The following is a 26563-nucleotide window of genomic DNA, read 5'->3' as shown; positions in this document are numbered from 1 at the left end:
GTTTACTCTTTTTCTTCTATCGCTGGTGCAGGGTCTGCATCGCCAGAGTTAGCATTCTTCACCGATTTATCGATAGACGCCAATATACCGCGCAATATATTAAGCTCTTGAGACTCAGGGCGCGCTCGGTTAAACAAGCGGCGCAGCTTAGTCATAACCACACCCGGGTGACTTTTGCGAATGAACGACGTGCCTTCCAGCGTAGTTTCCAAATGCGTATAAAAACGCTCTAAATCGTCATTCAGTGGATATTCTTCCTCAACACTTGGATAGGTTTCGCGATTTAGATAGGCCATGCGAATTTCATAACAAAGGGTTTGCACTGCTGCTGCTAAATTAAGTGAGCTGTATTCAGGGTTGGCTGGAATACACATATGGAAGTGACATTGCTGCAGCTCTTCATTAGTTAAACCACTGTTCTCACGCCCAAACACCAAGGCTACCGGGTACTTTTCTACTTCTTGGACCAGCTTTTCGCCACAGTCGCGCGGGCCTAACATAGGCCATGAATGAGTGCGAGAGCGTGCTGACGTGCCTACTACCAAGCCACAGTCTTTAACTGCCTCTTCCAGCGTGCTTACAATTTTCGCATTAGCAAGCACATCACCAGCCCCTGCCGCCAATGCACTGGCTTGGCCGTCTGGCTCATTTACTGGGTCGACAAGATATAAGCTGCTCAGCCCCATGGTTTTCATAGCTCTTGCTGTCGAGCCGATGTTTCCCGTGTGAGACGTGTTAACTAAAATAATGCGAATATTCTCGAGCATGCGTGTAATACCTACGTACTTATTTGGATAGCGTCTTTAATTCGATAATACGCGCTTTTGGCGTACTATCTAACAGACCTTAATAGCGCGAAGTTTAACACAGCGGCAGTATAGATGGCTATTCACGCTATTGTGCTGGGATTTCATTTGCATCGCGCATAGATTCTGGTAGACTCCGCCCGTTTTCGAAAACAACTAGCTATTTTTTGTACAGTTAGTTTGTTTCATTGGTCTTTTACAATTGGTGGTTTATCTATGCATCCTATGCTGAATATTGCGGTGCGCGCTGCGCGTGCGGCTGGAACAGTTATTGTTCGTGGTTTTGAAAAACATAATGAAGTAGCAACAGAGTCAAAAGGCTTAAACGACTTCGTTACTCAAGTTGATAAAGAAGCAGAACAAGCAATTATTGCCAAAATTCAGCAGTCTTATCCGAACCATTGCTTCCTAGGTGAAGAATCGGGTGAAGTGTTGGGCACAGAAACTGATTATCAGTGGATCATCGATCCACTAGATGGCACCACTAACTTTGTAAAAGGCATTCCTCACTTTGCCGTTTCAATTGCACTTCTTCACAAAGGTCGCTTAGATCAAGCGGTTGTTTTTGACCCAATTCGCAGCGAACTATTTACTGCGAGCCGTGGTCAAGGCGCGCAGCTTAACGGTTATCGTATCCGTGCTTCTAAGCCTCGTGACCTTTCTGAAACCATTATTGCTACTGGCTTGCCGTTTAAGAACAAGTCTCAATTTGGCGAGTATGCACTAAGCCTTAACAAAATTTTCCACGAAGTGGGCGACATTCGCCGCGCGGGTAGTGCAGCGCTAGACCTTGCTTACGTTGCAGCTGGCCGCCACGACGGTTACTGGGAGCGCGGCATTAAATCTTGGGATATCGCAGCAGGTGAGCTTATTGTTCGTGAAGCTGGCGGATTGGTAACAGACTTTAAAGGCGGAAACGACCCGCTTCACAAAGGCGAAATTGTTGCTGGTAGCGTGAAGGTTGTTCAAGGCTTAGTGAAGCATCTTAAGTAAGAAGCACCTTAAATAAGAAGCATCTTAAGTAAGAAGCACCTTAAATAAATCGCTCGTAAGCACATAAACTGAGCCGATAAACCAAGCACAGTTAAACAGTAAAGGCGCTATGACACGAATGACGTGACATAGCGCCTTTTTCTTTTTCTCATTTATAGTTTTCGTTTAACTTTAGGCCAAACAAAAATCTAAGTATTAAAAAGCGCTTGGCGACTTCGTATGTCAGTGCGCACCCCACAACGGTTATTAGCGTTATTAAAATAAATTCTCCGAGTGTCGACGATACACTGGAGCTCAAAAAGAACGCCGCCACCACAATTATCGTTTGATGCACCATATAGTAAGGCAATACGCCTTTGTTCAAATAGCTCACCACCTTACTCGGGTTAGACAAATATTTTCGACCGAACCCCAATATTGCTGCCAACCATGCCCAGTGATTAAGTACAACGATTACACCAACCAAAACACGAAACCCAGGCGACGACTCCATTAACTGCCCTGTAGGGCCTAGCAAGTCGTGACGGTCTAAAATTATGACGCTGTAAAGTACTATCGCAATGGTTAAGCTTACGTAACGGGACCTCATAATTGCAGCATACAATGCGGGTCTAAGCGCGACCACAATACCTACCAGCATCACAAAAAAGTACTTTGCATGACTATACCAATCATTAAGCAAGTCGTGCGACGTGGGATATGCTACTCGTAGTTCCAGCCATATGGCAGTCATGATCGTAACCACTAACACGCTAAACAGCGCCAAACTATCGAGTACTCTCAACGCCCTTACTTCCACAAATCTGATAAGCGGGAAAAACAGCAATATGAAAGCGCTATACACAAAAAGGTAAGGTAAAAACCAAAGGTGATTCCACGTCAGTAAACCAATTACCGATTGTTTGTCGATAAACAAGTCAGTGTTTGGATTAATGTAAGCAACGTAGAACTCGCTAAACGGCATGGCTAGTGCTCCGCTTACTGTCCACTCTACATAAACTTGTGGCGCAACAATAACGAACATACCGAAAACAAGTGGAATTAATATCCTCAACGCCCTCTTCACCAGTAATAAAAGAGATACACGCCAGCGAGAGGTTGGTTTGTCATAAGCTCGGCGCAGCACGACGGTAAATACCATGGCAGAGATTAAAAATAATAAAGACATACGCCATTGGTTGGTCAATATCATGACATCTTGTAGTAGTGAAAATTGCACGTCGCTTTTTATATGCCAGCTCCACTCAAGTACGTAATACATTCCAATGTGATAAAAAATAAGTACGCCAAACGCGATGACACGCAGCGCATCTAACTCAAAATAACGCTGTGCAATAGGACTCTCAACCACGGCCTTCTCTCTCGCCTCCCCCTTTGAAGTTCTGTTAACAAACGTTGCTTCCTGATCAACATATGCTTGCGTCAATGTCCTCACTCCTATTCAATAGTGCTTAACTAGCATGTTGCATCTAATGTGATAGACGTCTGACAGCAAACGCCTAAGTGACGAGAATTAAGGGAAAAAGGGTTAAGCGGTGAATAACTGGGATGAAAAATGGAGTCAGTTTCTTAGGGATTCTGAATCAAAACATAAATACGCTGCATTTGTTTTGCTTACAGCCTATTTGTTTATAAACAATTCAATCAATGCTGCGTCTAGTTGGACTGAATTTTCTCGAAGCGACAATAACAGCGTAGCACTTTGGGAGCCGTACGTTTGGGAATACTCGAGTGCTTTGAGTACCGCTTTGCTCGTCATCCCATTAATTGTCGCTATACGTACACTCGATCAGAAAGTAAAAGTGGGAGCGACATGGCTTGGATGGCATTTTGCCTTCGCCAGTTTATTTTCAGTAGCCCATGTATCATTAATGGTAGCATTTCGAAAGCTCGTCTATTTATTCTCTGAACGCAATTATGACTTTGGGATATGGCTCAATGAGTTCATCTACGAATATCGAAAGGATGTATGGGGCTATATTACTCTGATTACTTTTTACTATATTGCACGGTTTGGCTATCAACGCTTAATTGGTGAAGCATCACCTATTACACGCGACACATCACAGATAACGAATGACAACGTGGCCAACACCTTACCTGACTATTTATTGGTGAAAAAGCTCAATAAAGAGTTTTTGGTTCAAGTCGCTGACATACAGCGAGTAGAAGCCTCAGGAAACTACATTAACCTTCATACTCACGTGGGCGTTTACCCCTTGCGTTATACCCTTGGCCGGTTTTGTGAAGAAGGAGCGCATCAAGGCTTTATGCGAGTGCACCGGTCGCACGCAGTGCGAATACCTGCCATTGTGTCTATAAGTTATGAAGAAACAGGGGATGGAACAATAATGCTCAATAACGGTCAATCAGTAGCGCTTTCCAGGCGATATAAAGATGATCTGAAACAAGCATTAGCCCCCAATCAATAGTAAATTCCACTTTTTATAAAGCATAAAAAAAACCGCATCGTAGATGCGGTTTTTGTACGTTTCAAGCGTGTAAAACTAAGGCATAGGATCTAAATCTGCGCCTTCCTTTTCCACTTGTGGTGGCATTAGGTCTTCTTTGCTAATACCCAATGCAAGTGCCACTGAACTTGCGATATACACCGATGAGTAAGTACCAACCACTACACCGAACAACAAGGCGGTGGCAAATCCGTGAATAAGCGCACCACCCTTGTAGAATAATGCAACCAATACCAACACCGTGGTTAATGAGGTGATAATAGTACGGTTTAGGGTTTGCGTTAGCGAGATATTGATAATCTCAACAGGCTCACCTTTACGAATTTTGCGGAAGTTCTCACGAATACGGTCACACACAACGATGGTATCGTTAAGTGAATAACCAATTACCGCTAGTACCGCTGCAAGTACTGTAAGGTCAAATTCGATTTGAAGTACCGAAAACAAACCTAGCGTAAGTATAACGTCGTGAGCTAGTGCCGACACTGACCCTAGGGCGAATCGCCATTCAAATCGCATCGCGACATAAACCAGAATACACAAGAGTGCAACTAGCATCGCAAGGCCGCCCTGCTCGGTAAGCTCTTCACCTACGTTAGGACCTACGAACTCGATACGACGCATATCAACCTCAGTACCGTCAGCGCGCAAGGCTGCTAGTACCTGTTCACCAATAGTCACGGCTTTAACGCCATCACGAGGAGCAATGCGGATAAGTACATCTTGGCTGCTTCCAAAGTTTTGTACTATGGCATCTTCAAAATTCGCTTCGTTTAGCTGGGCGCGAATGCCTTCTAAGTTAGCAGCGTCCTCATAGCCAACTTCAATTAGCGTACCGCCAGTGAAGTCTAGCCCCCAGTTAAGGCTATTAACGCCTAGCGACACGAACGAACCTAAAATGAGTACCGTTGATAACACCATCGCAGGAATGCGAAGGCGCATAAAATTGACGGTATCGGATAGTTTTAATAGTTGCATGTTACTTCCTTAAATCGCCAATTTCTCTACGCGTCGACCGCCCCATACTGCGTTAACAATAACGCGCGTAACTAGGATTGCGGTAAACATCGAGGTTGCTATACCAATCATCAGTGTAATCGAGAAGCCTTTAATTGGGCCTGTGCCCACGGCAAACAGGATTAAGCCTGCAATGAAGGTAGTAATGTTAGCATCTAGAATGGTAGAAAAAGCACTGTCGTAACCCTGATGAATGGCATGCTGTGGGCTGCGGCCATCACGTATCTCTTCTCGTATACGCTCAAAGATAAGCACGTTTGCATCTACCGCCATACCAACGGTCAGTACAATACCTGCCATACCCGGTAGCGTAAGCGTTGCACCAGGGATCATCGACATAATGCCCACAATCATAACTAGGTTTGTAATCAGAGCGATGTTCGCTACCACACCAAACGCTTTGTAGTAAATCAACATGAAAACAAGTACCGCTGCCAGACCATACATAATAGCCTGCATGCCCAGCTCAATGTTTTCTTTACCCAAGCTTGGTCCAACCGTACGCTCTTCAACAATTTGAATTGGCGCAATCAGTGCACCTGCGCGAAGTAGCAACGCTAAGTCACGGGCTTCTTTCGGTGAATCAAGACCTGTGATTTGGAACTTGCTACCCAGCTGCGCACGAATAGTCGCAACCGAGATTACTTGCTCGTGTTTTTCAAACACTAGCTTGCCGTCTTTGTTACGTTCGCCAGTCGACTTGTATTCGATAAACACCGTAGCCATTGGTTTACCAATGTTCCCACGAGTTGAGCGAGACATCTTATTACCGCCTTCAGAATCAAGCGAGATGTTTACGTTCGGAAGTCCGTACTCATCAACACCGCTATTCGCATCAATAATATGGCTACCGGTAAGCATAATACGCTTTTCAAGAAGCTGAGGAATGCCTTGCTGATCTTCAATCACTTGAGAGCCAGGAGGAACGCGGCCGTTCAATGCATCACGGATATCGTTCTTCTGATCTACCATGCGAAATTCTAGTGTTGCTGTGGCATTAAGAATCTCTTTCGCACGGGCGGTGTCTTGAATACCTGGAAGCTGCACAACAATGCGATCAGCACCTTGCTTTTGTACAAGCGGCTCAGCCACACCAAGTTGGTTTACACGGTTGCGAATAATGGTAATGTTTTGCTTAACCGCGTTGTCGCGAATTTCCTGAAGCTTGCTTTCAGCAAAAATAGCGCGAAGTGTTAAGTCGTCCACCTGGTTAAAGGTTAGGTCGCGACTTTGGTTGCGCAAAAAGAACTCTGCCTTGTCTAGCGCATCTTCATCACGGAACGTAATGTCGATATGATCGTCAACCTGTTTTACACCGCGATAACGAATGCCTTCTTCACGCAGTGAAGTACGGAAACCACCCTCTGCGTCTTCGAGCGACTTAGCAATCACTTCGGTCATATCCACTTCCATCAAGAAGTGAACACCACCGCGAAGGTCAAGACCTAGCTTCATTGGCGCGCCACCTAGGCCTTCAAGCCATTCTGGCGTGTCAGGGGCAAGGTTCATAGCCACGTAGTAGTCATCACCAAGCGCCTTTTCAAGCGTTTCGCGCGTTACAAGCTGGGTGTCAGAATCCGAAACGCGAACTAATATTTGTTCGTTCTCAAACTCAACACGTTTTGGAGAGATATTCTTTTCACTTAGCGCGGCTTTTACTTGTTCCACAGTGGCGTCAGTTACCACAGCGTCACGGCCTGCTGAGATTTGTACGGCGTGATCTTCACCGTAAATGTTAGGAAGCGCATAAAGTGCACACATTGCAACCACAATGAGTGCACTCAGTACTTTCCAAATAGAGTTTTTGTTTAGCACTGGATAATCCTTTCGTGCCAGTACCGGGAAGCGTCCCGGCCCCGGCTTTTGTTACTTACAGTGACTTCATCGTGCCTTTAGGCAGCACAGCAGTTACTGAAGACTTCTGAACAACGATGTTGTTTGAATCGTTAAGTGCAACTTCAATGAAGTCTTTTTCTTCTGACACTTTAGTGATTTTTCCTACCAAACCACCTTGTGTTAACACTTCATCGCCTTTGCTAAGTGACGATACTAGGTTTTTATGCTCTTTTACACGCTTAGCCTGTGGACGGTAAAGCAAGAAGTAAAAGATTAAACCAAATACAGCTAGCATGATGATCATTTCCATGCCGCCACCTTGCGGCGCACCAGCAGACTGTGCGTAAGCGTTAGAGATAAATAGGCTCATAAAATTCCCCAAATATTATCGTTGTTATAGTGCCGGAACCGGCAACCCTTTTTGTTCATAAAATTCTTGTACAAACTCATCAAGCGTACCTGCGTCAATCGCATCGCGAAGACCCTGCATCACACGCTGATAGTAGCGAAGGTTATGGATGGTGTTTAAGCGCGCACCCAGGATTTCGTTACACTTGTCCAAATGATGTAGATAAGAGCGAGAATAGTTTTTACAAGTGTAGCAATCACAATTCTCATCTAATGGCGAGGTGTCGTTTCTGTGTTTCGCATTGCGAATCTTCACTACGCCTTCAGTCACAAACAGGTGACCGTTTCGGGCGTTACGCGTTGGCATTACACAGTCAAACATATCGATGCCGCGACGCACAGACTCTACCAAATCTTCAGGTTTACCCACGCCCATTAAATAGCGAGGTTTATCTTCCGGAATTTTAGGCGCGGTATGATCGATAATGCGGATCATATCTTCTTTCGGCTCACCTACTGAAAGACCACCAATGGCGTAACCGTCGAAGCCAATAGCTTCAAGGCCAGCAAGTGAAACGTCGCGCAGACCTTCGTACATACCGCCTTGAATGATACCAAACAGTGCTGCTGGGTTATCGCCATGGGCTTCTTTACTACGTTTGGCCCAACGTAGCGACATTTCCATTGAAACGCGCGCTTCTTGTTCAGTAGCGGGGTACGGCGTGCACTCATCAAAAATCATCACGATGTCAGAGCCCAAATCGCGCTGAACTTCCATCGATTTTTCAGGCGTAAGTAAAATCTTTTCGCCGTTTATCGGAGAGCGGAATGTTACACCTTCTTCGGTAATTTTACGCAAATCACCCAAGCTAAACACTTGGAAGCCACCCGAATCCGTAAGGATTGGCTTGTCCCAATTCATGAAGTCGTGCAGGTCGCCATGCTGGCGAATAATGCCTGTACCAGGACGAAGCATCAGGTGAAACGTGTTTCCAAGACAGATGTGTGCACCGCTGTCTTTTAATTCTTCAGGGGTCATTCCCTTAACGGTACCGTATGTACCTACGGGCATGAACGCTGGGGTTTCTACAACACCGCGTTCAAACACCAAACGACCGCGTCGTGCTCGGCCTTCGGTTTTTAACAACTCAAATTGCATGTGAAAGCATTCCCACTTTGGTGCGCTTTTGCGCTGGGTATAAAAATAAATTGGCGGCGATTATACCAGTAATTCGGCTGAGATCATGCCCCGTATCTATGTTTATCTGTAACTAAGCTAGAAAGGCCTGCAAAACACCGATTTAAACGCCTAATGTCCTTGGGCGAATGTGCTTAGGCGCGTTCAATAAACATAGAATCTCCATAGCTAAAGAATCGATATTCTTTCTCTATCGCTTCTTGATACGCCTTCATGACATTCTCTTTGCCAGCAAATGCGCTAATTAACATCATTAGCGTGGACTCTGGAAGGTGAAAATTGGTGAACATTGCGTCTACCACTTTAAACTCAAAACCAGGGTAGATAAAAATCTCAGTATCTTCGTTAAATGGCGCAATAACTTCCTCGTCACCGCGCTCTGCACTTGCCTTTGCCGCTGACTCCAAAGAGCGTACAGAGGTTGTACCCACTGCAATAACGCGTTTACCGTTGGCCTTTGTGGTTAGAACAGCGTCAACCACGTCTTGCGGTACTTCGGCGAACTCTGCGTGCATCTTGTGTTCTTGAATATTGTCAACGCGCACAGGCTGGAACGTACCCGCGCCAACGTGCAAAGTTACAAAGGCCAAATTCACGCCTTTTTCTTTTAACGCAGCCAGTATTGCATCGTCAAAGTGTAGCCCTGCAGTAGGCGCCGCAACCGCGCCCGGCTTTTGATTGTAAACGGTTTGATAGCGCTCTTTGTCTGAACTTTCATCAGGACGGTCGATGTAAGGAGGTAGCGGCATGTGACCATGGGCTTCTAGCAGCGTTAATACGGTCTCATCGTGGTCAAACTGTAAAATAAATAGCGCATCGTCTCGCCCTGTCACCGTAACATTCACTTTTTCTTCAAGAATCAGCTTAGATCCAGGCTTAGGCGCCTTGCTCGCGCGAACATGCGCTAACGCTGTATTGTCTGATGTGATGCGCTCGATCAGCACCTCAACCTGACCACCCGTTTCCTTTTTGCCCAGTAAACGTGCAGGAATAACCCGCGTATTGTTGAACACCAAGAGGTCGCCTGGCTCTACAAATTTCAGCATGTCAGCGAACATCGTGTGCGCTACATTGCCAGTCTTCCCATCTAAATGTAACAAGCGACTCGCTGTACGTTGCTGAGTTGGGTATTTGGCGATAAGTTTTTCGGGTAGCTCGAAGCTAAAATCTGATAGTTTCATAAATACGACTAAATTACGGCATAAAAGTTAGACAAAAGTAGAATATTAAGTGCTATTTAAGTTGCAACTAAAGGCTAATAAAAATAGATTTATAGATTAAACCAAAGTCAAAACAAAAACAAAAAATCTTACTTATCAAAAACTTAAAAAATAACGTATATTATAAAATAACTTTATATTGAACAATATACGTACAATTCAATTTATTAAATAGCACTTAACTCCTTAAACGGTTAAGATACCTGCAGATAGTGATGATGTTCTCCCATAAACATTCCTTATCATTCGTACCCAGCACTTGCTGGGTATTTTTTTATCTGCTTATTTTCCCTGCCTACCTTCACTCATCGCAACGTTATTACGAAGCTTCGATTCCTCTGCGCGACAGGTTAGTTGAATATCGATATCTTATGAACGGCGGTATTTTACGCTGTTTATTGCTGAAGATCAGTTAAGATTTCCTCTAAAAGCGCCGCATCTAATGGACGCGCCTTCAACACGTACAAAATCTGCAGAAGTAAATCGGCGCCCATAATACCTTTATTTACCTTATTTCTAAGATTATCTGCGCTTTGCTCCACGCCAATCTCTTCCAGCCTTTGGCTTAACGCTTGATATTTTACGCCGCGCACAGACATCTCAGATTTCACGACTCTTGCTACCGTTTGCCGCCACGCATTTTTAGCACCTTGCGTATTTCCAGTGTTCACACAGCCTCCAAAAACCACACAAATGTGATATATATTTTACAAAAACACACTTTTTTACACTTATAGCATGTATTTAATGTTGACGATTATGGCACAACAGGTCTACACTGCAAGTCTAGATATTGGCGAAGATGAAAATAGTCGTTACAGTAACTTCGGTGGTTAATACAGCAAAGTATCTGTTTTTAATAAAGTGCAGTTGTATAACACACCACTTACACGACATTCATTTTCACAACTATCGCTTCAATAATTAAAGGAGAAAGGTATGAGCTGGGAACTGGAAAGCATCGAAGCCTTATTTAAAGAGCATGATGACTTTGTGGTAACACGTGAGGAAAACTGCTTACTTATTGCTAATCAAGACGGCATAGATGCCTGGCTTGCTATCAGCGGAGAGCAGATCTTAGTAGAGAGTCTTTTGTTTGCAGCGTCGGAAGTAAAAGATAAGCCAGCGCTAGATCATGAAATATTGTCTACTCATATGGTGTTCCCTTTGACCACGGTAGGCATTTCAAACATTGGTGGTGAAGAGTACTACACTGCCTTTGGTGCGCTAAGTGCCCAGTCAAAAGCCGAAAGTATCGTTATTGAAGTGGAAACCCTGTTTCAGAATGTTGCATCTTTCTTAGATGCCTACGAAACACACCTTAACTAAAATTTACTTCTAAGGAGAAGCGAATGTCAGTGTGGAAAAAATTAGTAACTGCAGTAAAAGGTGGTGCAACCGAAGCTGCTCAATCTGTCGTAGACAGTCAGGCTATTCGAATTCTGGAACAAGAAATTAGAGAAGCCAAAGAAGAATTGCGTAAGTCAGACCATGCACGTACCCAAATCTTGGCAAAGTGTAAACTTTCTCAGCAAAAAGTGGATAGCTTCAATTCGTCAATTGCGGAATACGAAGCTCACGCGCGCAAAGCCATCGATAGCGACCGCCAACTCGCGCTAGACTGTGCGCAAAAGGTGTCTGAACTTAAAGAAGAACGAGACCAAGAACAAACATATCTTGATCAGTTCCAGCAGTCAGAAAAGCAGCTGGCACAAAATATCCAACAGGCGAAAGCGAATTTACGTCGCTTAGAGCAGCAAGTGGATATGGTAAAAGCCACTGAAAGCGTTCAGAAGGCGCAAGTAGCGGTTTCTTCACGCCACATGGGTGCGAATAGCAAAATGAAAACGGCGACAGAGTCACTGTCACGTATTCAAGATAAGCAAAAGATGCGCAATGCTGAACTACAAGCTGCAGAAGAGTTAGCAAATAATGAATCGAGCAGCGATCTAGAAAAACGTCTAGCCGAAGCGGGCATTAAAGGTGGTAAAACCTCGGCCGATGACGAGCTAGCGCGAATTCTAGGCAAGTAAGTTAGAAAAATGGGAGCTACGCGCTCCCATTTTTAATTCTTGTTACAATAATTTCCTGCGTAAATTACCGTTAAGTAAAGCGCTAACCTAGACAAATCAAGTACTTCAAGGCAGAGTAAGGGCACGCATAACAAGGGCTGTTTCTTTTATGTCTCCATGGATAAAACTGCGAAAAATCATGCTGCAATATTTTGCAGAATCACGCTGGTACACTATTGTCGGTGCCACCGCCTTTTACGCAGTAACAAGCTATTGGCTACTTTACGCTGCAGACGAGCACGATTTAATTACCAACGCCGACTTTATTTACTGGCTGGCGGTCACCGCCTCTACAGTGGGCTATGGTGATTTATCTCCCGTCACGCCAGCGGGAAAACTGGTTGTAGCGCTTTACGTCATACCGCTTGGTTTGAGTATCTTCGCCATGGTAATTGGCCGGATTGCAGCTTGGGTTTCATTAACGTGGAAGAAAGGATTGTTGGGTATGAATAGCTTGATGCTAGATGAACATATCTTAGTAATTGGGTGGAATGAGCAGCGTACTATGCTACTGCTTGATTTAATACTTCAAGAACGCGATGCCATGCCAGAGCGCCCTGATATTGTGCTGTGTGTGAAGGCCGATATCACTAACCCCATGCCTGGCGTGATTGAGTTCGTGAAGGTAGATTCGTTTAACAAAGACGAAGATATGGATCGCGCCTGCGTGTCCACCGCCCGAACTATTCTTATCGATAACCCACAAGACGATGTCACCATGACTACCGCGCTGTATTGTACTAAGCGTAATCCTGATGCACATCAGGTGGCCTATTTTGATGATGATAGCCTAGTCAGCTTACTTCAGGATCACTGTCCTAAAGTGGAGTGTACACCCAGCGTGGCAATAGAAATGTTAGTTAAAGCCGCTTTTGATCCTGGTTCTAGTATGCTTCATCACGACTTGCTGAGTATTGAAGAGGGCCAAGCGCAATTTTCAGTAAAAATACCAGAAAGTAGCCACGCCATTTCTGTTGCTAAGTTATTTATTAACTTGAAACGTAAACACGATGCCATCTTTATTGGTTATGCGCCAAATGGTCTTGTGAAAGAAATGGTGGTAAACCCACCGTTGGACGTTACGTTAAACCCGGGAGACACCTTGTTTTATATTGCTGAGCGCCGCATTAATGCAATTAACTGGTCTTCTCTAGACGCTGATTAAGAGGCGTAAACATGTTTAGTAAACTATTTAAAAAATCAGAACCTAAAAAACCTAAGTCGCCAGAAATAATGGGGCTTTATTTAGGTGGCTCTTTCGAGTTAGATAACTTGAAACTTTCGCTATTAGAACCGGAGCTCACTATTGAAGGCGCAGCCCGTTCTCAATTAATTCAAGCGGTAGGTGAAGCGCCCTTAGATACAGGTGGCACTCTGCTTCGCTTTTACACCGACGACGATGGATTTTTACAGGTGGTCACCGACGGCGGCTTGTCTGAGAATCACATTACCGATGTTAAGCTGTGGCACTTTTATGAAACGAAAACCATTGGTAATACTGCTCAGTGGAACGAATGCTTGAAAAACGTTATCAGCCAGCCCACCTATGAGCTTGACGGTAAGGTCTATACCCGCGTGTGGGGGGCAGTGGGCGATGAGTCACCGCCTGTTGCCGTCACTGAAACTACCTATGAAGAAGATGGTGATGTGAGTACCACTGATCAGTTTATGATGCTGTATGAACGCCCAATCAGTAACGATAGAGTTGAAACCCTGCTTGTTGTGGGTGAAGAAAAGCAAGTAGGTAATAATTTAGATAGATGTTTGGTGATTTCAACGGGGTTTGATGTTGAACCTGCAGATATCACTATAAACGGTTAATAAAAAGGGAATAACTATGGATACGATCATGCAATCTTTGGCTGGCCTTGATAACTTTGCGCTTTACTTCGGCTTGTCGATTGTTTTTTTGTTTATCTTCAAATTGGTGTACGCATTGGTCACACCTCACGATGAATGGAAGCTGGTAAAAGAAGAGAAAAACGTTGCCGCTGCCATCGGTTTTGGTGGTGCTATAATCGGTTTTGCTATCGCCCTTGGCAGCGCAGCTTCAAACTCGGTTGCTGTAATAGATTTTGCTATTTGGGCGCTTGTTGCTGTGATTGCACAATCCCTAGCGTTTGCCATTTTGCGTTTTAGCTTTATGCCGAAAATCGCTGAGCGCATAAACAATAACGAAGTTTCTGCGGGTGTTATGCTTGCCAGCATGTCTATTGCCGTAGGCTTACTCAATGCCGCTTGCATGACCTATTAAGGGGGCAGCGATGACTGATAAACGAAACACTCAGCTTGATGTTGTTGATAGCGTGCAAGGTGAAAAGCCCGCATTAAAACGCACCAAACATATTGACCTTGGTCGCATGCGCAAAGGTTTTAGCGTGAAGCCTTTAGCATTGGGTGTGGCCAGCGTTATTTTAAGTGGTTGTGGCGGCGAAAAAGAAGACGCCACCATTTACACCTCACTAGAAGACTGTAAACAGGATTTTCCTGATGCAGTAGAGCGTTGTGAAGCTGCCTACCAGACAGCTGTCGACGAGGCCATGCGCACCAGTCCGCGCTTTAGCTCTGAGTACGACTGCGAACATGAATTTGGCCCTAACCAGTGCCAATATGTGAATAATAGTAGCGGCAGCTTTTTCATGCCGTTCATGGCAGGCTACATGGTGAGCTCTCTACTATCGCCAAATCGCTATTACTCACAGCCCTTATATACTTCCTATTCATATAATTCACCGTTTCGTTCACGCTGGATAACGGCAGACGGCTATGTATTCGACGGCGACATTCGCAAAAGAAAATATCGCGTAAACAAAGACGTTTATAAGCCTAAGCCTACCGTGAACCGTACAATGAAACGAGGCGGGTTTGGTAGCAGCGTTCGTGCAAAATCGTCTTGGGGTAGCAGCAGCCGTAAAGGCGGCTGGGGCGGATAACTATGTTTAGAATGCCTTGCCAGCCTCGCAAGGGCTGGCAGCAGTTGGCTAACGAGTTTGGTTTTCATTTCCACACCATGTATGGCGAGCCGTATTGGGATGAAAGTGCCTACTACCAATTCACGCTAGCGCAAATTGAAAACGACATTGAAGACCCCACAGCCGAGCTACATCAAATGTGCTTGGCAGTGACCGAAGATGTGGTTAATAGTGAGGAATTACTTACTCGTTTTCGAATCCCAGAGCAACATTGGGACTTAGTAAGAAACAGCTGGCAGGAAAGAGCCCCCAGTTTGTATTCACGCCTTGACCTTGTCTACAGCGGCAAAGGGCCAGCTAAGCTGCTAGAAAACAATGCAGATACGCCCACCAGCTTGTATGAATCTGGCTTTTGGCAATGGCTTTGGCTTTCACAAAATGTGGATGCCGGCAAACTAGCCCTGCACGCTGATCAGTTCAATAGCTTGCAAGAAAAACTAGTTCATCGCTTTCGCGAAATAGCATTGCACTACAACATTAATCAACTGCACATGGCGTGTTGTAAAGATACCGTAGAAGACCGCGGAACAGTGCAGTACCTACAAGACTGCGCTACAGAGGCCGGGCTTTTAGCTGACTTCGTTTTTATTGAAGACATTGGGTTGGCGGACACGGGCGTTTTTACCGATCTTCAAGACGCGCCAATTACCGACTGCTTCAAGCTTTATCCTTGGGAGTTTATGCTGCGCGAAGAGTTTGGCGATGTGTTAGAAGATGCCCAGGTTAATTGGATAGAGCCCCCATGGAAATCGATAATTTCCAATAAAGCCTTGCTTCCTCAGCTTTGGAAGAAATTTGAAGGCCACCCTAACCTGCTTCCCGCTTATTTTTCAGATGAAATAAACACAAACACACTATCAGGAAAGTGGATTAAAAAGCCTCTGTTTTCTAGGGAGGGCGCGAATGTTTCTATCATTGAAGGTGGGATTGAGAATAGGCTTAGCGATGGTCCTTACGGCGAAGAAGGCTATATTGTTCAAGCATTTGAACCTTTACCCGTTTTTGAAGGTAACCATACACTCATAGGTAGTTGGTTGGTAGATGACATGCCAGCAGGTATTTCAGTAAGAGAAGATGCATCTGCTATTACCCAAGATCTCTCTCGCTACCTTCCTCATATTATTTTGTAATCTACTTTAGGGGCGTTCGATGAAGCCGCTTTCTTTCCAAATTCGCGTTCTACTGACGCTAGGTGCATTGTTAATCGTAATAGAAGTAGCAAACTTACTTACCGGTAATGCACTTAATCAGTTTGGTGTAGTGCCTCGCACACTGTCAACCTTGCCATATATATTCACAGCCCCTTTCCTTCATGGTACACCCACGCATTTGATGGCTAACTTGGTGCCTCTTTTGCTGTTCATGTGGCTTACTATGCAGTGGGGAAAACGCACGTTTCTTATCGCTACGCTGAGCGCACTGCTTATAGGTGGATTGGGCGTGTGGCTGTTCGGTAGAAGCGCTACGCATATTGGTGCGAGCGGCATGGTATATGGCTACTTCGGCTTCCTCGTGCTAGCAGGGTTTAGAAGTAACAAAGTGCGGTATTTGCTTATTTCACTAGTAGTTGCAGCGCTATACGGAGGAATGCTGGTTGGTGTACTTCCCACATCCAAATTTATTTCCTTTGAATATCATCTGTTTGGCTTTATTGGTGGCTTATTTGCCGCATGGCACTGGGCACGCTAATTAGTTTACGTATAATTAGCCTCAAGATAAGACGTTGTAATTAGATATGTCAGCAGTACAAGAACCTACACAAAAAAACCAAGGCTTTTTCGGCAACCTCGCGTTTAACATTGTTATTCCTGTGGTGCTAATGAGCTATGCAAGTTCGGAAGATTACCTAGGCCCTGCGTGGAGCATTGTGGCGGCACTCAGCTTTCCTATTGGTTATGGCCTATGGGATTTAAAAGAGTCGGGAAAGGTCAACGGCTTTTCCATTTTAGGCATTATCAGCGTACTACTTACCGGCGGGTTTAGCTTACTTAAACTGCCCGCAGAGTATATTGCGATAAAAGAAGCCGCTATCCCAGGCATTATCGGTATTGCTGTACTGGTAACCCAATACTCTAATAAACCCTTGGTCAAAATGCTTATTTTGAACGACCAAATCATAAACTGGCCACACCTAAACCAAGTTCTTGATGCGAAAGGAAAACAGAGCGAGTTTAAAAAGAAAGTCGCGGTTAGCTCTTACATCGTAGCCAGTTCGTTTTTCCTCTCTTCTGCACTTAACTATATTTTAGCTAAAATGATTTTGGTCAGTGAGCCAGGCACTACGGCCTACACTGAAGAGCTTGGCCGAATGACTGCGCTTAGCTATCCAGTCATTGTGATCCCGAGCATGATTTTGCTTATTGCAGCGCTCTGGTATTTATTCGCTCAAATCAAAAAAATTACTGGCGAAGAACTCGATAACTTTATTAATCAGTAAAAAGATAATCGATAAGGGGCTTAACGCCCCTTTAACATGCCCTTCCCTACGACTGAAGCTATTACATATTTTGTAATTTAGGCTACTAAAGCAATTTCCTGAAACGCAGAAGAATACTAGCCATCAAATTCCCACACCGCTTTTAACCAAAAAGCGTGAGTATTACGTATACTCTCAATGATAAAAATAACCCATTCTATTAGAACATGTTGGCGCTAATTGAAGGCGCGCATAGCACCTCTAGCATTACGCCACAAGCGCTGAATATTGCCTATTGCATGCATTCTCGCTCCTTCATGTTCACAATAAGACGGTTCAATACAAAACGGCGAATTATGCTGACAATAAAAGACTTAAAGAAATCTTTTTCAAAGACAGGGGCTCCGCTCATCAACAACCTTAACCTTACCGTAAAGACAGGTGAATCGGTGAGTATTCAGGGGGCTTCTGGCTGCGGTAAATCTACCTTGCTGTCGCTTATTGCTGGATTTGAGACGCCCGACGGAGGAGGTATTTCGGTAAATGGATTGTCGATTACTGGCAATAGCAAACTCGATAATACATTTAAAGCGAAGGATATTGATAGTTTTCGCAAACAGCATTTAGGTATTGTGTTTCAAAGCTTCAATCTATTCGACTGCTTTAATGCGTGGGACAACATTGCCTTTACTGCAAGGCTAAAAGGTAATGTAGATAACGACTACCAATTAGCGTTAATGGAGCAGCTAGGGATATTACCCCTAGCGCAAAAGCCGCTAAGTCAGTTATCTGGCGGTGAACAGCAGCGCTGTGCCATTGCAAGAGCGCTTGTACATCGCCCCTCGCTTATCTTGGCCGACGAACCCACCGGCAATTTAGACGAGACCACCAGCGAAACCGTGTCTGACTTACTCTTTAAAACCTGTAAAGAGGCCAATACTTCTCTTGTTGTGGTTACCCATAGCCAAGACGTCGCGGTAAAAGCAGACGCCGCTTTGCGACTACACAAAGGGGTATTAGAGAGTGTGAATTGTGAAAGTCCAGAGCAAACCTTGTCTTCACCAGTAGCAGCAAGCTAATTACAGGTGAAAAACGTTAGTGATATGCGCCCTGTGAAAAAGACACCGAAAACAGCAAGTAGGAAAATAACGTGCTACGCACTCTACTGTTAACACTTTCTAGCTTACTTGCAATGGCAAGGCACAGGCCGTGGGAGCCATTGCTCATTATGGCCGCAATTATACTGGCCAATGCTGGCTTGGTTACCGTTTTGCTTATAAACGAAGGCGCCACACAAGGTGAACTATTACAGTCGAAGCAAGGGCTTACCTTGGGCAGTATCATCACCCCAGCAGACAGCAGAGATCGCTTTACACAAAGCGATTATGCCACGCTTCGCAAGCAGGGGTTTACCCAGCTTGTTGCGATAGCTGAACGAGACCTCAGCCTATCGTGCAATGCCAGCAATCCCACAACAACTCTCACATTACTTGGTGTTGATACTCAGCCTCTTTTAGGAAGTGCATTTAGAAAGAGAGGTTTTGAAGCGCCTGCCCAAAACGATAGCGCTCTTTCGCTTTCCTATTTATCGCAAAATGCGAAGAATTTTAGTGAAATGGAAAACCAGCAGACGCCAGCGGGACGCGAATTGCGCTCAAATTCTGGGGGCGACTTCGCTGTAAATGGGCTTATTCACCCCTTAACGAACGCAAAACTGGCCTGTCACGACACGCTCAATGAAATCGATAGAAAATCCGCGCCAAGTCCCTATTGGCCTGCAACGGTAAGCGCTTATGTGAGCAGCTTTGCTCCGCAAAATACAATTTTGATCTCTATCGATGAGTTTTACAGAGGCGGGGTAACGATTGAGAATGATGAACCTGTTAAGCCTGTTATTCCTGACAGTGCTAAACGCGCGCAAGAGAAACAAGCAAAGCAACAGAAAGCTTACGTCCCACTTTCCGGGTTTATTGCACTTTCACCGCTATCACATCAGCATTTAACCCAAATAGAAACCCTACTTGGAATACCTGTAAAGCAAACCACTAGCAATACAGACAATGACACCGGTTCGTTGCCAGATAGTTTTAGACTAAATCTTTGGGCGATGAGTGGACTGATGGGCGTTGTGGCGCTTTTTATAGTACTTAACGCGCTAAACTTGATGTACCGCACGCGGCTACCCAATATCATTCGTTTACGGCAGCTGGGCATATCTCAGCGAATTTTAAGCATTGCCCTATTCACCGAGTTGCTTGTTTACTGCGTAATAAGTATTCCAATTGGCATGTTCATCGGTTTTCAAGCGGCGTCATGGTTGTCACCTGTGATAAACGGTACATTTACGTCATTGTTTAACGCCGTATTTGTTAACCCAGACGTTAATCTGCTTTTCACCTTCGGCTTCGCATTAACAACGACCTTTATATCTCTAGTTGTTTTTTCGTTAGTTTCTATAGTTAAGCTTTCGAATGCCCTTACCGTAGCGCCAGTCAAAAAAGAAAACGCGTTACGCCAGTTTGCCGTAGGTCTTATCTCATTATGTGCCCTACTACTGTTATTTATCGCTGAGGGGTTAGTGTCTTCTACGGCTTCAGCACTTTTCTTTGTTGCACTGTTACTCCTTACCAGCTGCGCGCTTATTCTTCTTTGGTTACCTATTTTGTCTAAGCTACTGACTAGATTTGTACCAAGACAGTGGCCCGTATTCCACTACGTCATTGCTAATATGCATTTACTGTCTAGCAAAACCCGTCTTGCCGTTTGTGCATTCTTTATCGCGCTAACCGCAAATATTGGTATGAATTCCATGACGGACAGCTTTAGAGACGCCACTGAACAATGGTTAACCCAAAGGCTTTACGCGCCCTTCTATCTGTACACCGACGCGCCCCTTAGTCGTATCGAAACGTTATCTACCAAATCGTTACCTCCGCTTGCTTTAACTCCTTTACTTAAGGCCAAGGGAGCTGTTATTGGCTCACATGCTCAAGAAGAAACACATAAAGAGATACATAAAGAGACACGTGAAGTCAGTAACAGCCCGCCCACTTACGTTTCTATCAGTAGCTACCCCATTCACAAAAGCGGTAAAAAGGCGCTTGTCCTCGATGATGTAATAAACAACGACCTCAACACAGTGTGGCGTGAGTTTACAGAAGGAAAAGGGGTATTCATCAATCAGCAACTAGCGTTTGCCCTTAACGCAAAGCTAGGACACACGCTAGATATAGAAAATATTCGCCTTCGTAAAACTGCGAATTCAAGTTCTTCGGCGATTAATACATCTAACGAGGCGTATAGCTCGCCACAAGATAAAACTACTGACCCAACACAAGGCTCACAAAGCAGTTCGTCGAACTCAAACGTATTTGCAGCGACGCCTCAATGGAAAGTACTGGGTATTTATCCTGACTACGGTAACCTAAACGGGCAAATATTAGTACCTCTACCCTCGTTTAATCGAAACGATGTTCTTATCAGGGATCAACTTTTTTCCGGTGTAGTGGCTATTTACCCAGAGCCGCCTATTGAGACTAACGTGATAGGCGACAACAAACAAAGCACCTATGGAAAGGACATCCTCGAACAGCAGCTAAAATCACAGTTAGGGGAACACCGCGAAATTGCCCTTTACACCCGACAAGCGCTGTTAGATACCTCTATGCAGACCTTTGATCGTACCTTTGTATTAACCGACGGCCTTAATATTACCACCCTATTGGTGGCGGGCGTCGCCTTCGCTGTTTCGCTGACGGTACTAACCATAGGCAGCGCAGCGCAGTTATCTGTATTGCGTGCCCTTGGCGTTAGTCAGCTTAAAGTAAAAGCATCCCTGTTTGCGCAATATCTGCTGCTTTGTTTTATCTCAGCCTTGCTCGCCATTCCTTTTGGCGTGTACTTGGCCTATGTCTTTATTCAACAAGTAAACCGGCATGCATTTAACTGGGTGTACCCGCTTTCACTTAATGCAGAGGTTATTCTCTCTAGCGTGGGGTTATCGCTGCTTATCGTTTCACTGGTGCTGTTGTTACCTTTAGGAAAACTTAAGCCGAAAATTGATTTAAGGCAGGAAGTTCAGCTATGACAAACCAATTACGTAGCGCCAACACCACGTTTTTGCGATTTAAAGCCAACACCTTTTTAGTACTTATAGCTATTTGTTTCACGTTGAGTGCATGTACTGAAAACTCAAAAGATGAAAACGAAACTCTGGGAACTTCCACGCCAAACGGCTTTTTTGGAAACATGCAGTCGAGTTATTCCTTCACGCCAGTACAGCGGGACTATACTGTTGCATTACCGCGCGATCACATGAGTCATCCCGATTTTCAGTTAGAGTGGTGGTACCTCACGTTTGTGTTAAGCGCTGAAGACGGGCAAGAGTTCGGCCTTCAATATACGCTTTTTCGTTTCAATACTGGGCTAGACGCGCCTCAAAGCACTAAGGCTAATGCTGAAAATAGTGCTGAAGTTAGCGCCAACAACCATATCGCAAAAAACTGGAGCAATGGCCAGCAATGGATGGGACATGCTTCGCTACATACCGCTGAACAGCATTATTTCGAAGAACGATTTGCAAGCGGTGGTGTAGGTAATGTCTATGTGAATCAACAACCCTTTACGACAGTTATTGACGATTGGGTTTGGAAAGCGGCACAGGCGGAGGTCCAAACAGGTGCAGAAAGCAAAGCCATGTTCCCGTCCGTATTAACTTTCTCTTTCGGGCAAAGCAGCACGCTTCATCCGCTTAAAACACGTGAAAAAATCCCCGCTACCTCTGCAGACAGCTTATCAGAATTAAATGACGCGCCAAGCGTTAGCGCCGTCAAAATAGCGCTTAACCTAAACACCTCTGGGCCTTTCATCAAACAGGGTGATAACGGCTACAGTAAAAAAACACAAGACGAACGCCTTCGCTCCTACTATTACAGCCAGCCGTTCATTAACGCGGAAGGTACGTTAAACATAGAGGGCAATAGCGTAAAAGTTGCGGGTAAAGGCTGGTTTGATCACGAATGGACGAGCCACCTAGCCAACAGTGAAGCCATGGGATGGGATTGGTTTTCGCTGCATTTAGACGATGGAAGTAAATTGATGGCGTTTCGCATGCACGCCATGAATGAAAACATGAAAAATAGCAAAAGCAAACACAGCGAAATATTCACAACGGCTAGCTATATAGCGGAAAATGGCACGAAAGAAACTATCGACCAAGCCAACGTATCAATTACGCCAACGGCCTATGAAACAATCAACGAGGGAGAGTCAGCTCGCTCTGTTCCCACCGCTTGGCGCATTCAAATACCAGAAAAAGATATCGACCTATCCATTCGCCCGTTCAAGGAAAGCCAATGGAATAACAGCTTATTTCCCTATTATGAAGGGCGAGTGGAAATAAAAGGCTCCCATTCAGGGAGCGGCTTTATGGAATTGACAGGCTACTAAGGCCTGTTGACCTTTGATATACAGCGAAGCGTAATAGCCCCTAATAAATAGACCAATTGATGCGTTCACTTAGCGATGTCAAAGCCGCCACACCTAGCTGAGAATTACCCACGCTATTAAGCGCTGGCGAAAATACGCATATTGAAAAGCGTCCTGGTACAACAGCCACTATGCCTCCACCTACGCCACTTTTACCCGGCAAGCCTACTTTAAAAGCAAAGCTCCCAGCTTCGTCATACATCCCACTAGTCGCCAGAAGCGCGTTCACTTGTTTGGTTTGATAAGGCGTTAGCACCTTTTCATTTGCGCAATTAGAAAAACCTGCGTTAGCAAGAAAGCTCGTTGAGCGCGCCAAGTCCTCACAACTCATTTCTAGCGCACAGTTGTGAAAATAATTACGAAGCACATCTTCCACTTCGTTTTCAAAATTTCCGTAGGCTTTCATCAAATATGCCATTGCTGCATTGCGAGAGCGGTGCTCGTATTCAGACTCCGCCACCACCTTATTTACCACGATATCGCCGTTACAGCTTAAGCGTCTTACGAAATCTCGCATGGCAATATAAGGGGAAGCGAACCGAGATTGCACCATATCACTAACCACCAGCGCACCGGCATTAATGAAGGGGTTGCGGGGAATACCGTTTTCATATTCCAACTGTACAAGAGAATTAAACGGCAGGCCGGATGGCTCGCATCCAACTCGCTCCCACATGGTTTCACCGTAGTGATTGATAGCTAAAACAAGATTAAAGACTTTTGAGATACTTTGAATAGAAAAAGGAACGCTCGCATCGCCTATCGACGTTATTTGACCGTTTGTATCGCAAATTGAAATGCCAAATTGCCGTGGATTAACTGTGGCCAACGCAGGGATGTAGTCGGCAACTTTTCCCATGCCCAACATGGGCTCAACTTCATCATAGATATCTTGAAGTAGTGCCAGCATTTCGTTTTTCATAGTTCCTCTTTCCTGCTTACCACAGATAAAAATAAAGCGCCTTGTTATAGAAACGCTGGCGCTTTAATTTCTATACAAACAATGTAGCGATTAGTTACAGCGCCAATCTTCCTTAAAGTCACACAAGCCATCATCATCTTCGTCTGACGTAAGCTCAATGTTTGTCGATACCTTTTCTGATACTTTATTTGAATCGGAATCGATTATTACTGGCTGTTTTTTATCGATAAAACTGAATATTGTTTTTGCAATATCCGTGTTATCAATTTGCCCCATAAGCGATTGATAACCAGCGCCAAAAGCAAATACTTCAACATCTACACCAGTGTGACCGCCTGTTGTCCACCCCGTGTTTGTTTTGGTGTCTAAGAAGGTTTTTACTGCCATGAAGCGAGTTTCATCATCTTGGTTTGATACGCTATCTAGCGTGGCAAGCTCTTCTTCACTCAACGACAAGCCAAGCTTCTGCGCCACAAATTCGCCAGGGTTCTCTTCATTTGCCATCTCTAAAGCAATTGTCATTACCGAGGCTGACATAGACTTAAGATGTTCAGGGCTCCAGCGGTAGTCGCCGTTTGCGCCAATGGTTAAGCCACCTGTGCTGTGATCCGCCGTCAAGATAACAAGAGTGTCAGGGTGTGCTTTTACATAATCTCGCAAATATTCCATGGTTTGCGCTAAATCGTGCATCTCAGCCATGGCAGACGCGATATCGTTTGCGTGACCAGCCCAATCTACTTGACTTGCTTCAACGAGAAGAAAGAACCCATTGTCGTTTTCTAAGTGTTTAATAGCATGTTGAGTTAGGTACTCAAGACGATTTTTGCGCTTGTCATCTAATACCGCAGGCAGCGCTACTGGAGCAAACAGACCGAGAACATTACTTCCCGCAGGCACTGAAGCCAGACGGTTATATGAATCGGCATATTCGTAGCCAGCATCAATAAACTGCGCCAAAATATCTCTGTCATCGCGTTCAAAGTAAGACGTTCCACCGCCTAGCATCACGTCAGCGACAAACTTACCGTCCACGCGAACATCAAAGAAATCTTCAGCTATTTCGTTGTAGTTCTTACGGCTTTCGTTATGCGCAATGTATGACGCAGGTGTCGCATGAACAATTTGAGACGTTACTGCCAAACCAGTACGCATGCCTTTACTCTTAGCATGGTACATAACAGAGTTTACTGGTTGTTTATTTACATCAACACCAATTGCACCGTTGTATGACTTAACGCCAGTAGCAAGAGCGGTTGCAGCAGCGGCTGAATCAGTAACGTAACCAGATACTTGCGCAGGATACGTGGAAGCATTGCCCACTAAAATATCGTCAAACACAACCGGTTCGATTTTCGGTGTTGACGGGTCATCTACATAATTACGATAAGCCGTGGTATAGGCAGGCCCCATACCGTCGGCTACAACCATTATTATATTTTTCGGTACACCTTTAGTTTGCGTACCGGTTGCACTTGCTGATTCGGTCATAGATTCAGTGATACCACAACCCGCAAGAACAGCAATAGACGCACAACTTAGTAGTGATGTGCGAACAAATTGTTTAATCATTTAAACTTCCCTGAGTAAGTAAGGTACCTACTGGCCTGGATACCCGCAGATACAACAATAACGACACTATCGCGAATGATTCTTTGGTGATCATAATGGTGTTAGCAAAGCGATAAGATGCATTAGTGTAAAGCAGGCTGGCAAGATGCTCAAAGCTTTTGGACAAAATAACGCAAGCATGAGATGACCATCTGGTCATCTCATTAAATTAGCAACTTTTAAGAAGGAAGCGACTACTTATTTTGTGATGAGAGGTATTCGCGCATGCGCTGTTGTGCCACGTCAACGAGCATGTCGGGCTGGAATTTGGAGATAAACCTGTCACATCCAACTTTTTCTACCATGGCGTCGTTGAAGCTTCCGCTTAATGATGTGTTGAGTGCTATAAATAAATTGCTCATACGAGGATCGTTACGCACTTCAGAAGTAAGCCGATAGCCGTCCATTTCTGGCATTTCTGCGTCGGTAAACATTAGCAAAATTTCGTCGGTTGGGTTCTTCCCCTCATCGGCCCACTTCTTCAGCAGCGCTAACGCTTCAGCGCCGTTTTTACGTTCGATGATTGTTATACCTAGCTGCTCTAACGTATCTTTAATCTGTTTTCTTGCTGTGCTTGAGTCATCTACTATCAACACTTTCTTGCCTAAGAAGTGGTTAACAATGTCTTTATCTAGCACTTCTTCAGAGATAGATGTGTCATAATCGATGATTTCCGCGAGTACTTTTTCAACATCGATGATTTCTACCAGCTCTTGTTTACCCTCAACATTCACCTGAGTTATGGCGGTTAAATAATTGGATTTTCCAATGCCGCTAGGGGGTGGTTGAATGGTTCCCCACGATGTATTCACTATGTTTTTCACTTCACCAATAATGAAGCCCTGCACGCTTCTGTTATATTCAGTGATAATGACATTCTTCGCTGTTGCTTGCGTAGCTGCACCGCGCATTTTGATTGCCTGACGCAAGTCTATAATTGGAATGGAGCTTCCTCGGTAGTTCATCACCCCTTTCAGGTTGTGATGTGAACCCGGCATTATATTGAGCTTGGGTACGTTTATAACTTCTTTAATTTTAAAGACGTTCATGGCAAAAATGTGTCGCGTTCCCAGTTGAAACATCAAAAGCTCAAGCCTGTTTTCGCCAACAAGCTTGGTTCTTTGGTCAACTGACGACAATACACTACTACTCATAACACCCACTTTTCATATTATATATCAACAAGCTAAAACAAAA

The 26563-nt window shown here is 44.7% G+C and carries 25 protein-coding genes; 14 read left to right on the top strand and 11 right to left on the bottom strand.

Annotated features, from left to right (window positions below; genetic code table 11):
- Window positions 1-2: 2 nt before the first annotated feature.
- On the bottom strand, window positions 3-767 hold the full coding sequence (trmJ, locus tag ACFI6L_RS14545; RefSeq protein WP_014950182.1) for a tRNA (cytosine(32)/uridine(32)-2'-O)-methyltransferase TrmJ: 765 nt from the start codon (window positions 765-767) through the stop codon (window positions 3-5).
- 255 nt (window positions 768-1022) lie between these two features.
- On the opposite strand from trmJ, the gene suhB reads away from it, so the two are divergent.
- Window positions 1023-1799: an inositol-1-monophosphatase gene (gene suhB / locus ACFI6L_RS14540; RefSeq protein WP_014950183.1), complete on the top strand. Its 777-nt coding sequence runs from the start codon at window positions 1023-1025 to the stop codon at window positions 1797-1799.
- 148 nt (window positions 1800-1947) lie between these two features.
- On the opposite strand, the gene ACFI6L_RS14535 is transcribed toward suhB, so the two are convergent.
- Window positions 1948-3234: an acyltransferase family protein gene (locus ACFI6L_RS14535; protein WP_462574275.1), complete on the bottom strand. Its 1287-nt coding sequence runs from the start codon at window positions 3232-3234 to the stop codon at window positions 1948-1950.
- 100 nt (window positions 3235-3334) lie between these two features.
- Here ACFI6L_RS14535 and ACFI6L_RS14530 point away from each other — a divergent pair, with 100 nt between their 5' ends.
- On the top strand, window positions 3335-4231 hold the full coding sequence (locus ACFI6L_RS14530; protein WP_462556722.1) for a LytR/AlgR family response regulator transcription factor: 897 nt from the start codon (window positions 3335-3337) through the stop codon (window positions 4229-4231).
- Window positions 4232-4306: 75 nt separating this feature from the next.
- On the opposite strand, the gene secF is transcribed toward ACFI6L_RS14530, so the two are convergent.
- The 6 genes from secF to ACFI6L_RS14500 all read right to left on the bottom strand — a co-directional run bounded on the left by secF (window position 4307) and on the right by ACFI6L_RS14500 (window position 10560).
- A complete protein-coding gene (gene secF / locus ACFI6L_RS14525) occupies window positions 4307-5248 on the bottom strand; it encodes a protein translocase subunit SecF (RefSeq protein WP_014977044.1) in 942 nt (313 codons plus the stop codon).
- A 9-nt stretch (window positions 5249-5257) separates the two neighbouring features.
- Window positions 5258-7102 carry a protein translocase subunit SecD gene (secD, locus tag ACFI6L_RS14520; RefSeq protein WP_014950187.1) on the bottom strand — a complete coding sequence of 615 codons (1845 nt, stop codon included), beginning with the start codon at window positions 7100-7102 and terminating at the stop codon, window positions 5258-5260.
- A 55-nt stretch (window positions 7103-7157) separates the two neighbouring features.
- Entirely contained in the window at window positions 7158-7493 is a 336-nt protein-coding gene (gene yajC, locus ACFI6L_RS14515; protein ID WP_014999069.1) for a preprotein translocase subunit YajC, read from the bottom strand.
- A 24-nt stretch (window positions 7494-7517) separates the two neighbouring features.
- Window positions 7518-8630 carry a tRNA guanosine(34) transglycosylase Tgt gene (gene tgt, locus ACFI6L_RS14510; protein ID WP_014950189.1) on the bottom strand — a complete coding sequence of 371 codons (1113 nt, stop codon included), beginning with the start codon at window positions 8628-8630 and terminating at the stop codon, window positions 7518-7520.
- A gap of 173 nt (window positions 8631-8803) precedes the next feature.
- The gene (gene queA, locus ACFI6L_RS14505) at window positions 8804-9850 is read right to left on the bottom strand and encodes a tRNA preQ1(34) S-adenosylmethionine ribosyltransferase-isomerase QueA (RefSeq protein ID WP_049588006.1); all 1047 of its coding nucleotides are present in this window, start codon (window positions 9848-9850) and stop codon (window positions 8804-8806) included.
- A gap of 434 nt (window positions 9851-10284) precedes the next feature.
- The gene (locus tag ACFI6L_RS14500) at window positions 10285-10560 is read right to left on the bottom strand and encodes a DUF6471 domain-containing protein (protein WP_014950191.1); all 276 of its coding nucleotides are present in this window, start codon (window positions 10558-10560) and stop codon (window positions 10285-10287) included.
- A 268-nt stretch (window positions 10561-10828) separates the two neighbouring features.
- On the opposite strand from ACFI6L_RS14500, the gene ACFI6L_RS14495 reads away from it, so the two are divergent.
- The 12 genes from ACFI6L_RS14495 to ACFI6L_RS14440 all read left to right on the top strand — a co-directional run bounded on the left by ACFI6L_RS14495 (window position 10829) and on the right by ACFI6L_RS14440 (window position 22797).
- A complete protein-coding gene (locus ACFI6L_RS14495) occupies window positions 10829-11218 on the top strand; it encodes a DUF2170 family protein (RefSeq protein ID WP_014950192.1) in 390 nt (129 codons plus the stop codon).
- Between the two features lie 23 nt (window positions 11219-11241).
- Complete coding sequence (locus tag ACFI6L_RS14490; protein WP_014950193.1) at window positions 11242-11922, top strand: PspA/IM30 family protein; 681 nt, start codon at window positions 11242-11244, stop codon at window positions 11920-11922.
- A 148-nt stretch (window positions 11923-12070) separates the two neighbouring features.
- Entirely contained in the window at window positions 12071-13126 is a 1056-nt protein-coding gene (locus ACFI6L_RS14485) for a potassium channel family protein (RefSeq protein ID WP_170826512.1), read from the top strand.
- An 11-nt stretch (window positions 13127-13137) separates the two neighbouring features.
- Window positions 13138-13782, top strand: a complete 645-nt coding sequence (locus tag ACFI6L_RS14480; protein ID WP_014979843.1) for a YjfK family protein — start codon at window positions 13138-13140, stop codon at window positions 13780-13782.
- 16 nt (window positions 13783-13798) lie between these two features.
- Window positions 13799-14215: a DUF350 domain-containing protein gene (locus ACFI6L_RS14475; protein WP_252118800.1), complete on the top strand. Its 417-nt coding sequence runs from the start codon at window positions 13799-13801 to the stop codon at window positions 14213-14215.
- 10 nt (window positions 14216-14225) lie between these two features.
- Window positions 14226-14894 carry a DUF1190 family protein gene (locus tag ACFI6L_RS14470; protein WP_014977050.1) on the top strand — a complete coding sequence of 223 codons (669 nt, stop codon included), beginning with the start codon at window positions 14226-14228 and terminating at the stop codon, window positions 14892-14894.
- A gap of 2 nt (window positions 14895-14896) precedes the next feature.
- Window positions 14897-16063, top strand: a complete 1167-nt coding sequence (locus ACFI6L_RS14465; RefSeq protein ID WP_168463599.1) for a glutathionylspermidine synthase family protein — start codon at window positions 14897-14899, stop codon at window positions 16061-16063.
- Between the two features lie 19 nt (window positions 16064-16082).
- The gene (locus ACFI6L_RS14460; RefSeq protein ID WP_014950199.1) at window positions 16083-16622 is read left to right on the top strand and encodes a rhomboid family intramembrane serine protease; all 540 of its coding nucleotides are present in this window, start codon (window positions 16083-16085) and stop codon (window positions 16620-16622) included.
- A 46-nt stretch (window positions 16623-16668) separates the two neighbouring features.
- Window positions 16669-17370, top strand: a complete 702-nt coding sequence (locus ACFI6L_RS14455) for a VC0807 family protein (RefSeq protein WP_014950200.1) — start codon at window positions 16669-16671, stop codon at window positions 17368-17370.
- 335 nt (window positions 17371-17705) lie between these two features.
- Window positions 17706-18428, top strand: a complete 723-nt coding sequence (locus ACFI6L_RS14450) for an ABC transporter ATP-binding protein (protein ID WP_462574272.1) — start codon at window positions 17706-17708, stop codon at window positions 18426-18428.
- A gap of 71 nt (window positions 18429-18499) precedes the next feature.
- On the top strand, window positions 18500-21436 hold the full coding sequence (locus ACFI6L_RS14445; protein WP_462574271.1) for an FtsX-like permease family protein: 2937 nt from the start codon (window positions 18500-18502) through the stop codon (window positions 21434-21436).
- Complete coding sequence (locus ACFI6L_RS14440) at window positions 21433-22797, top strand: lipocalin-like domain-containing protein (protein ID WP_462574270.1); 1365 nt, start codon at window positions 21433-21435, stop codon at window positions 22795-22797. The genes ACFI6L_RS14445 and ACFI6L_RS14440 overlap by 4 nt, the downstream gene beginning before the upstream one ends.
- Window positions 22798-22837: 40 nt before the next feature.
- Here ACFI6L_RS14440 and glsB read toward each other — a convergent pair whose 3' ends face one another.
- The 3 genes from glsB to ACFI6L_RS14425 all read right to left on the bottom strand — a co-directional run bounded on the left by glsB (window position 22838) and on the right by ACFI6L_RS14425 (window position 26520).
- Window positions 22838-23746: a glutaminase B gene (gene glsB, locus ACFI6L_RS14435; protein WP_462574279.1), complete on the bottom strand. Its 909-nt coding sequence runs from the start codon at window positions 23744-23746 to the stop codon at window positions 22838-22840.
- A gap of 102 nt (window positions 23747-23848) precedes the next feature.
- The gene (locus ACFI6L_RS14430; protein ID WP_252118805.1) at window positions 23849-25327 is read right to left on the bottom strand and encodes an alkaline phosphatase; all 1479 of its coding nucleotides are present in this window, start codon (window positions 25325-25327) and stop codon (window positions 23849-23851) included.
- Between the two features lie 233 nt (window positions 25328-25560).
- Window positions 25561-26520, bottom strand: a complete 960-nt coding sequence (locus tag ACFI6L_RS14425) for a chemotaxis protein CheV (RefSeq protein ID WP_069944630.1) — start codon at window positions 26518-26520, stop codon at window positions 25561-25563.
- Window positions 26521-26563: the final 43 nt, after the last annotated feature.

The organism is Alteromonas sp. G4i35 (genome assembly GCF_054960375.1).
The sequence above is the reverse complement of the archived record's forward strand: the minus strand, read 5'-3'. Positions and strand labels throughout refer to the sequence as shown.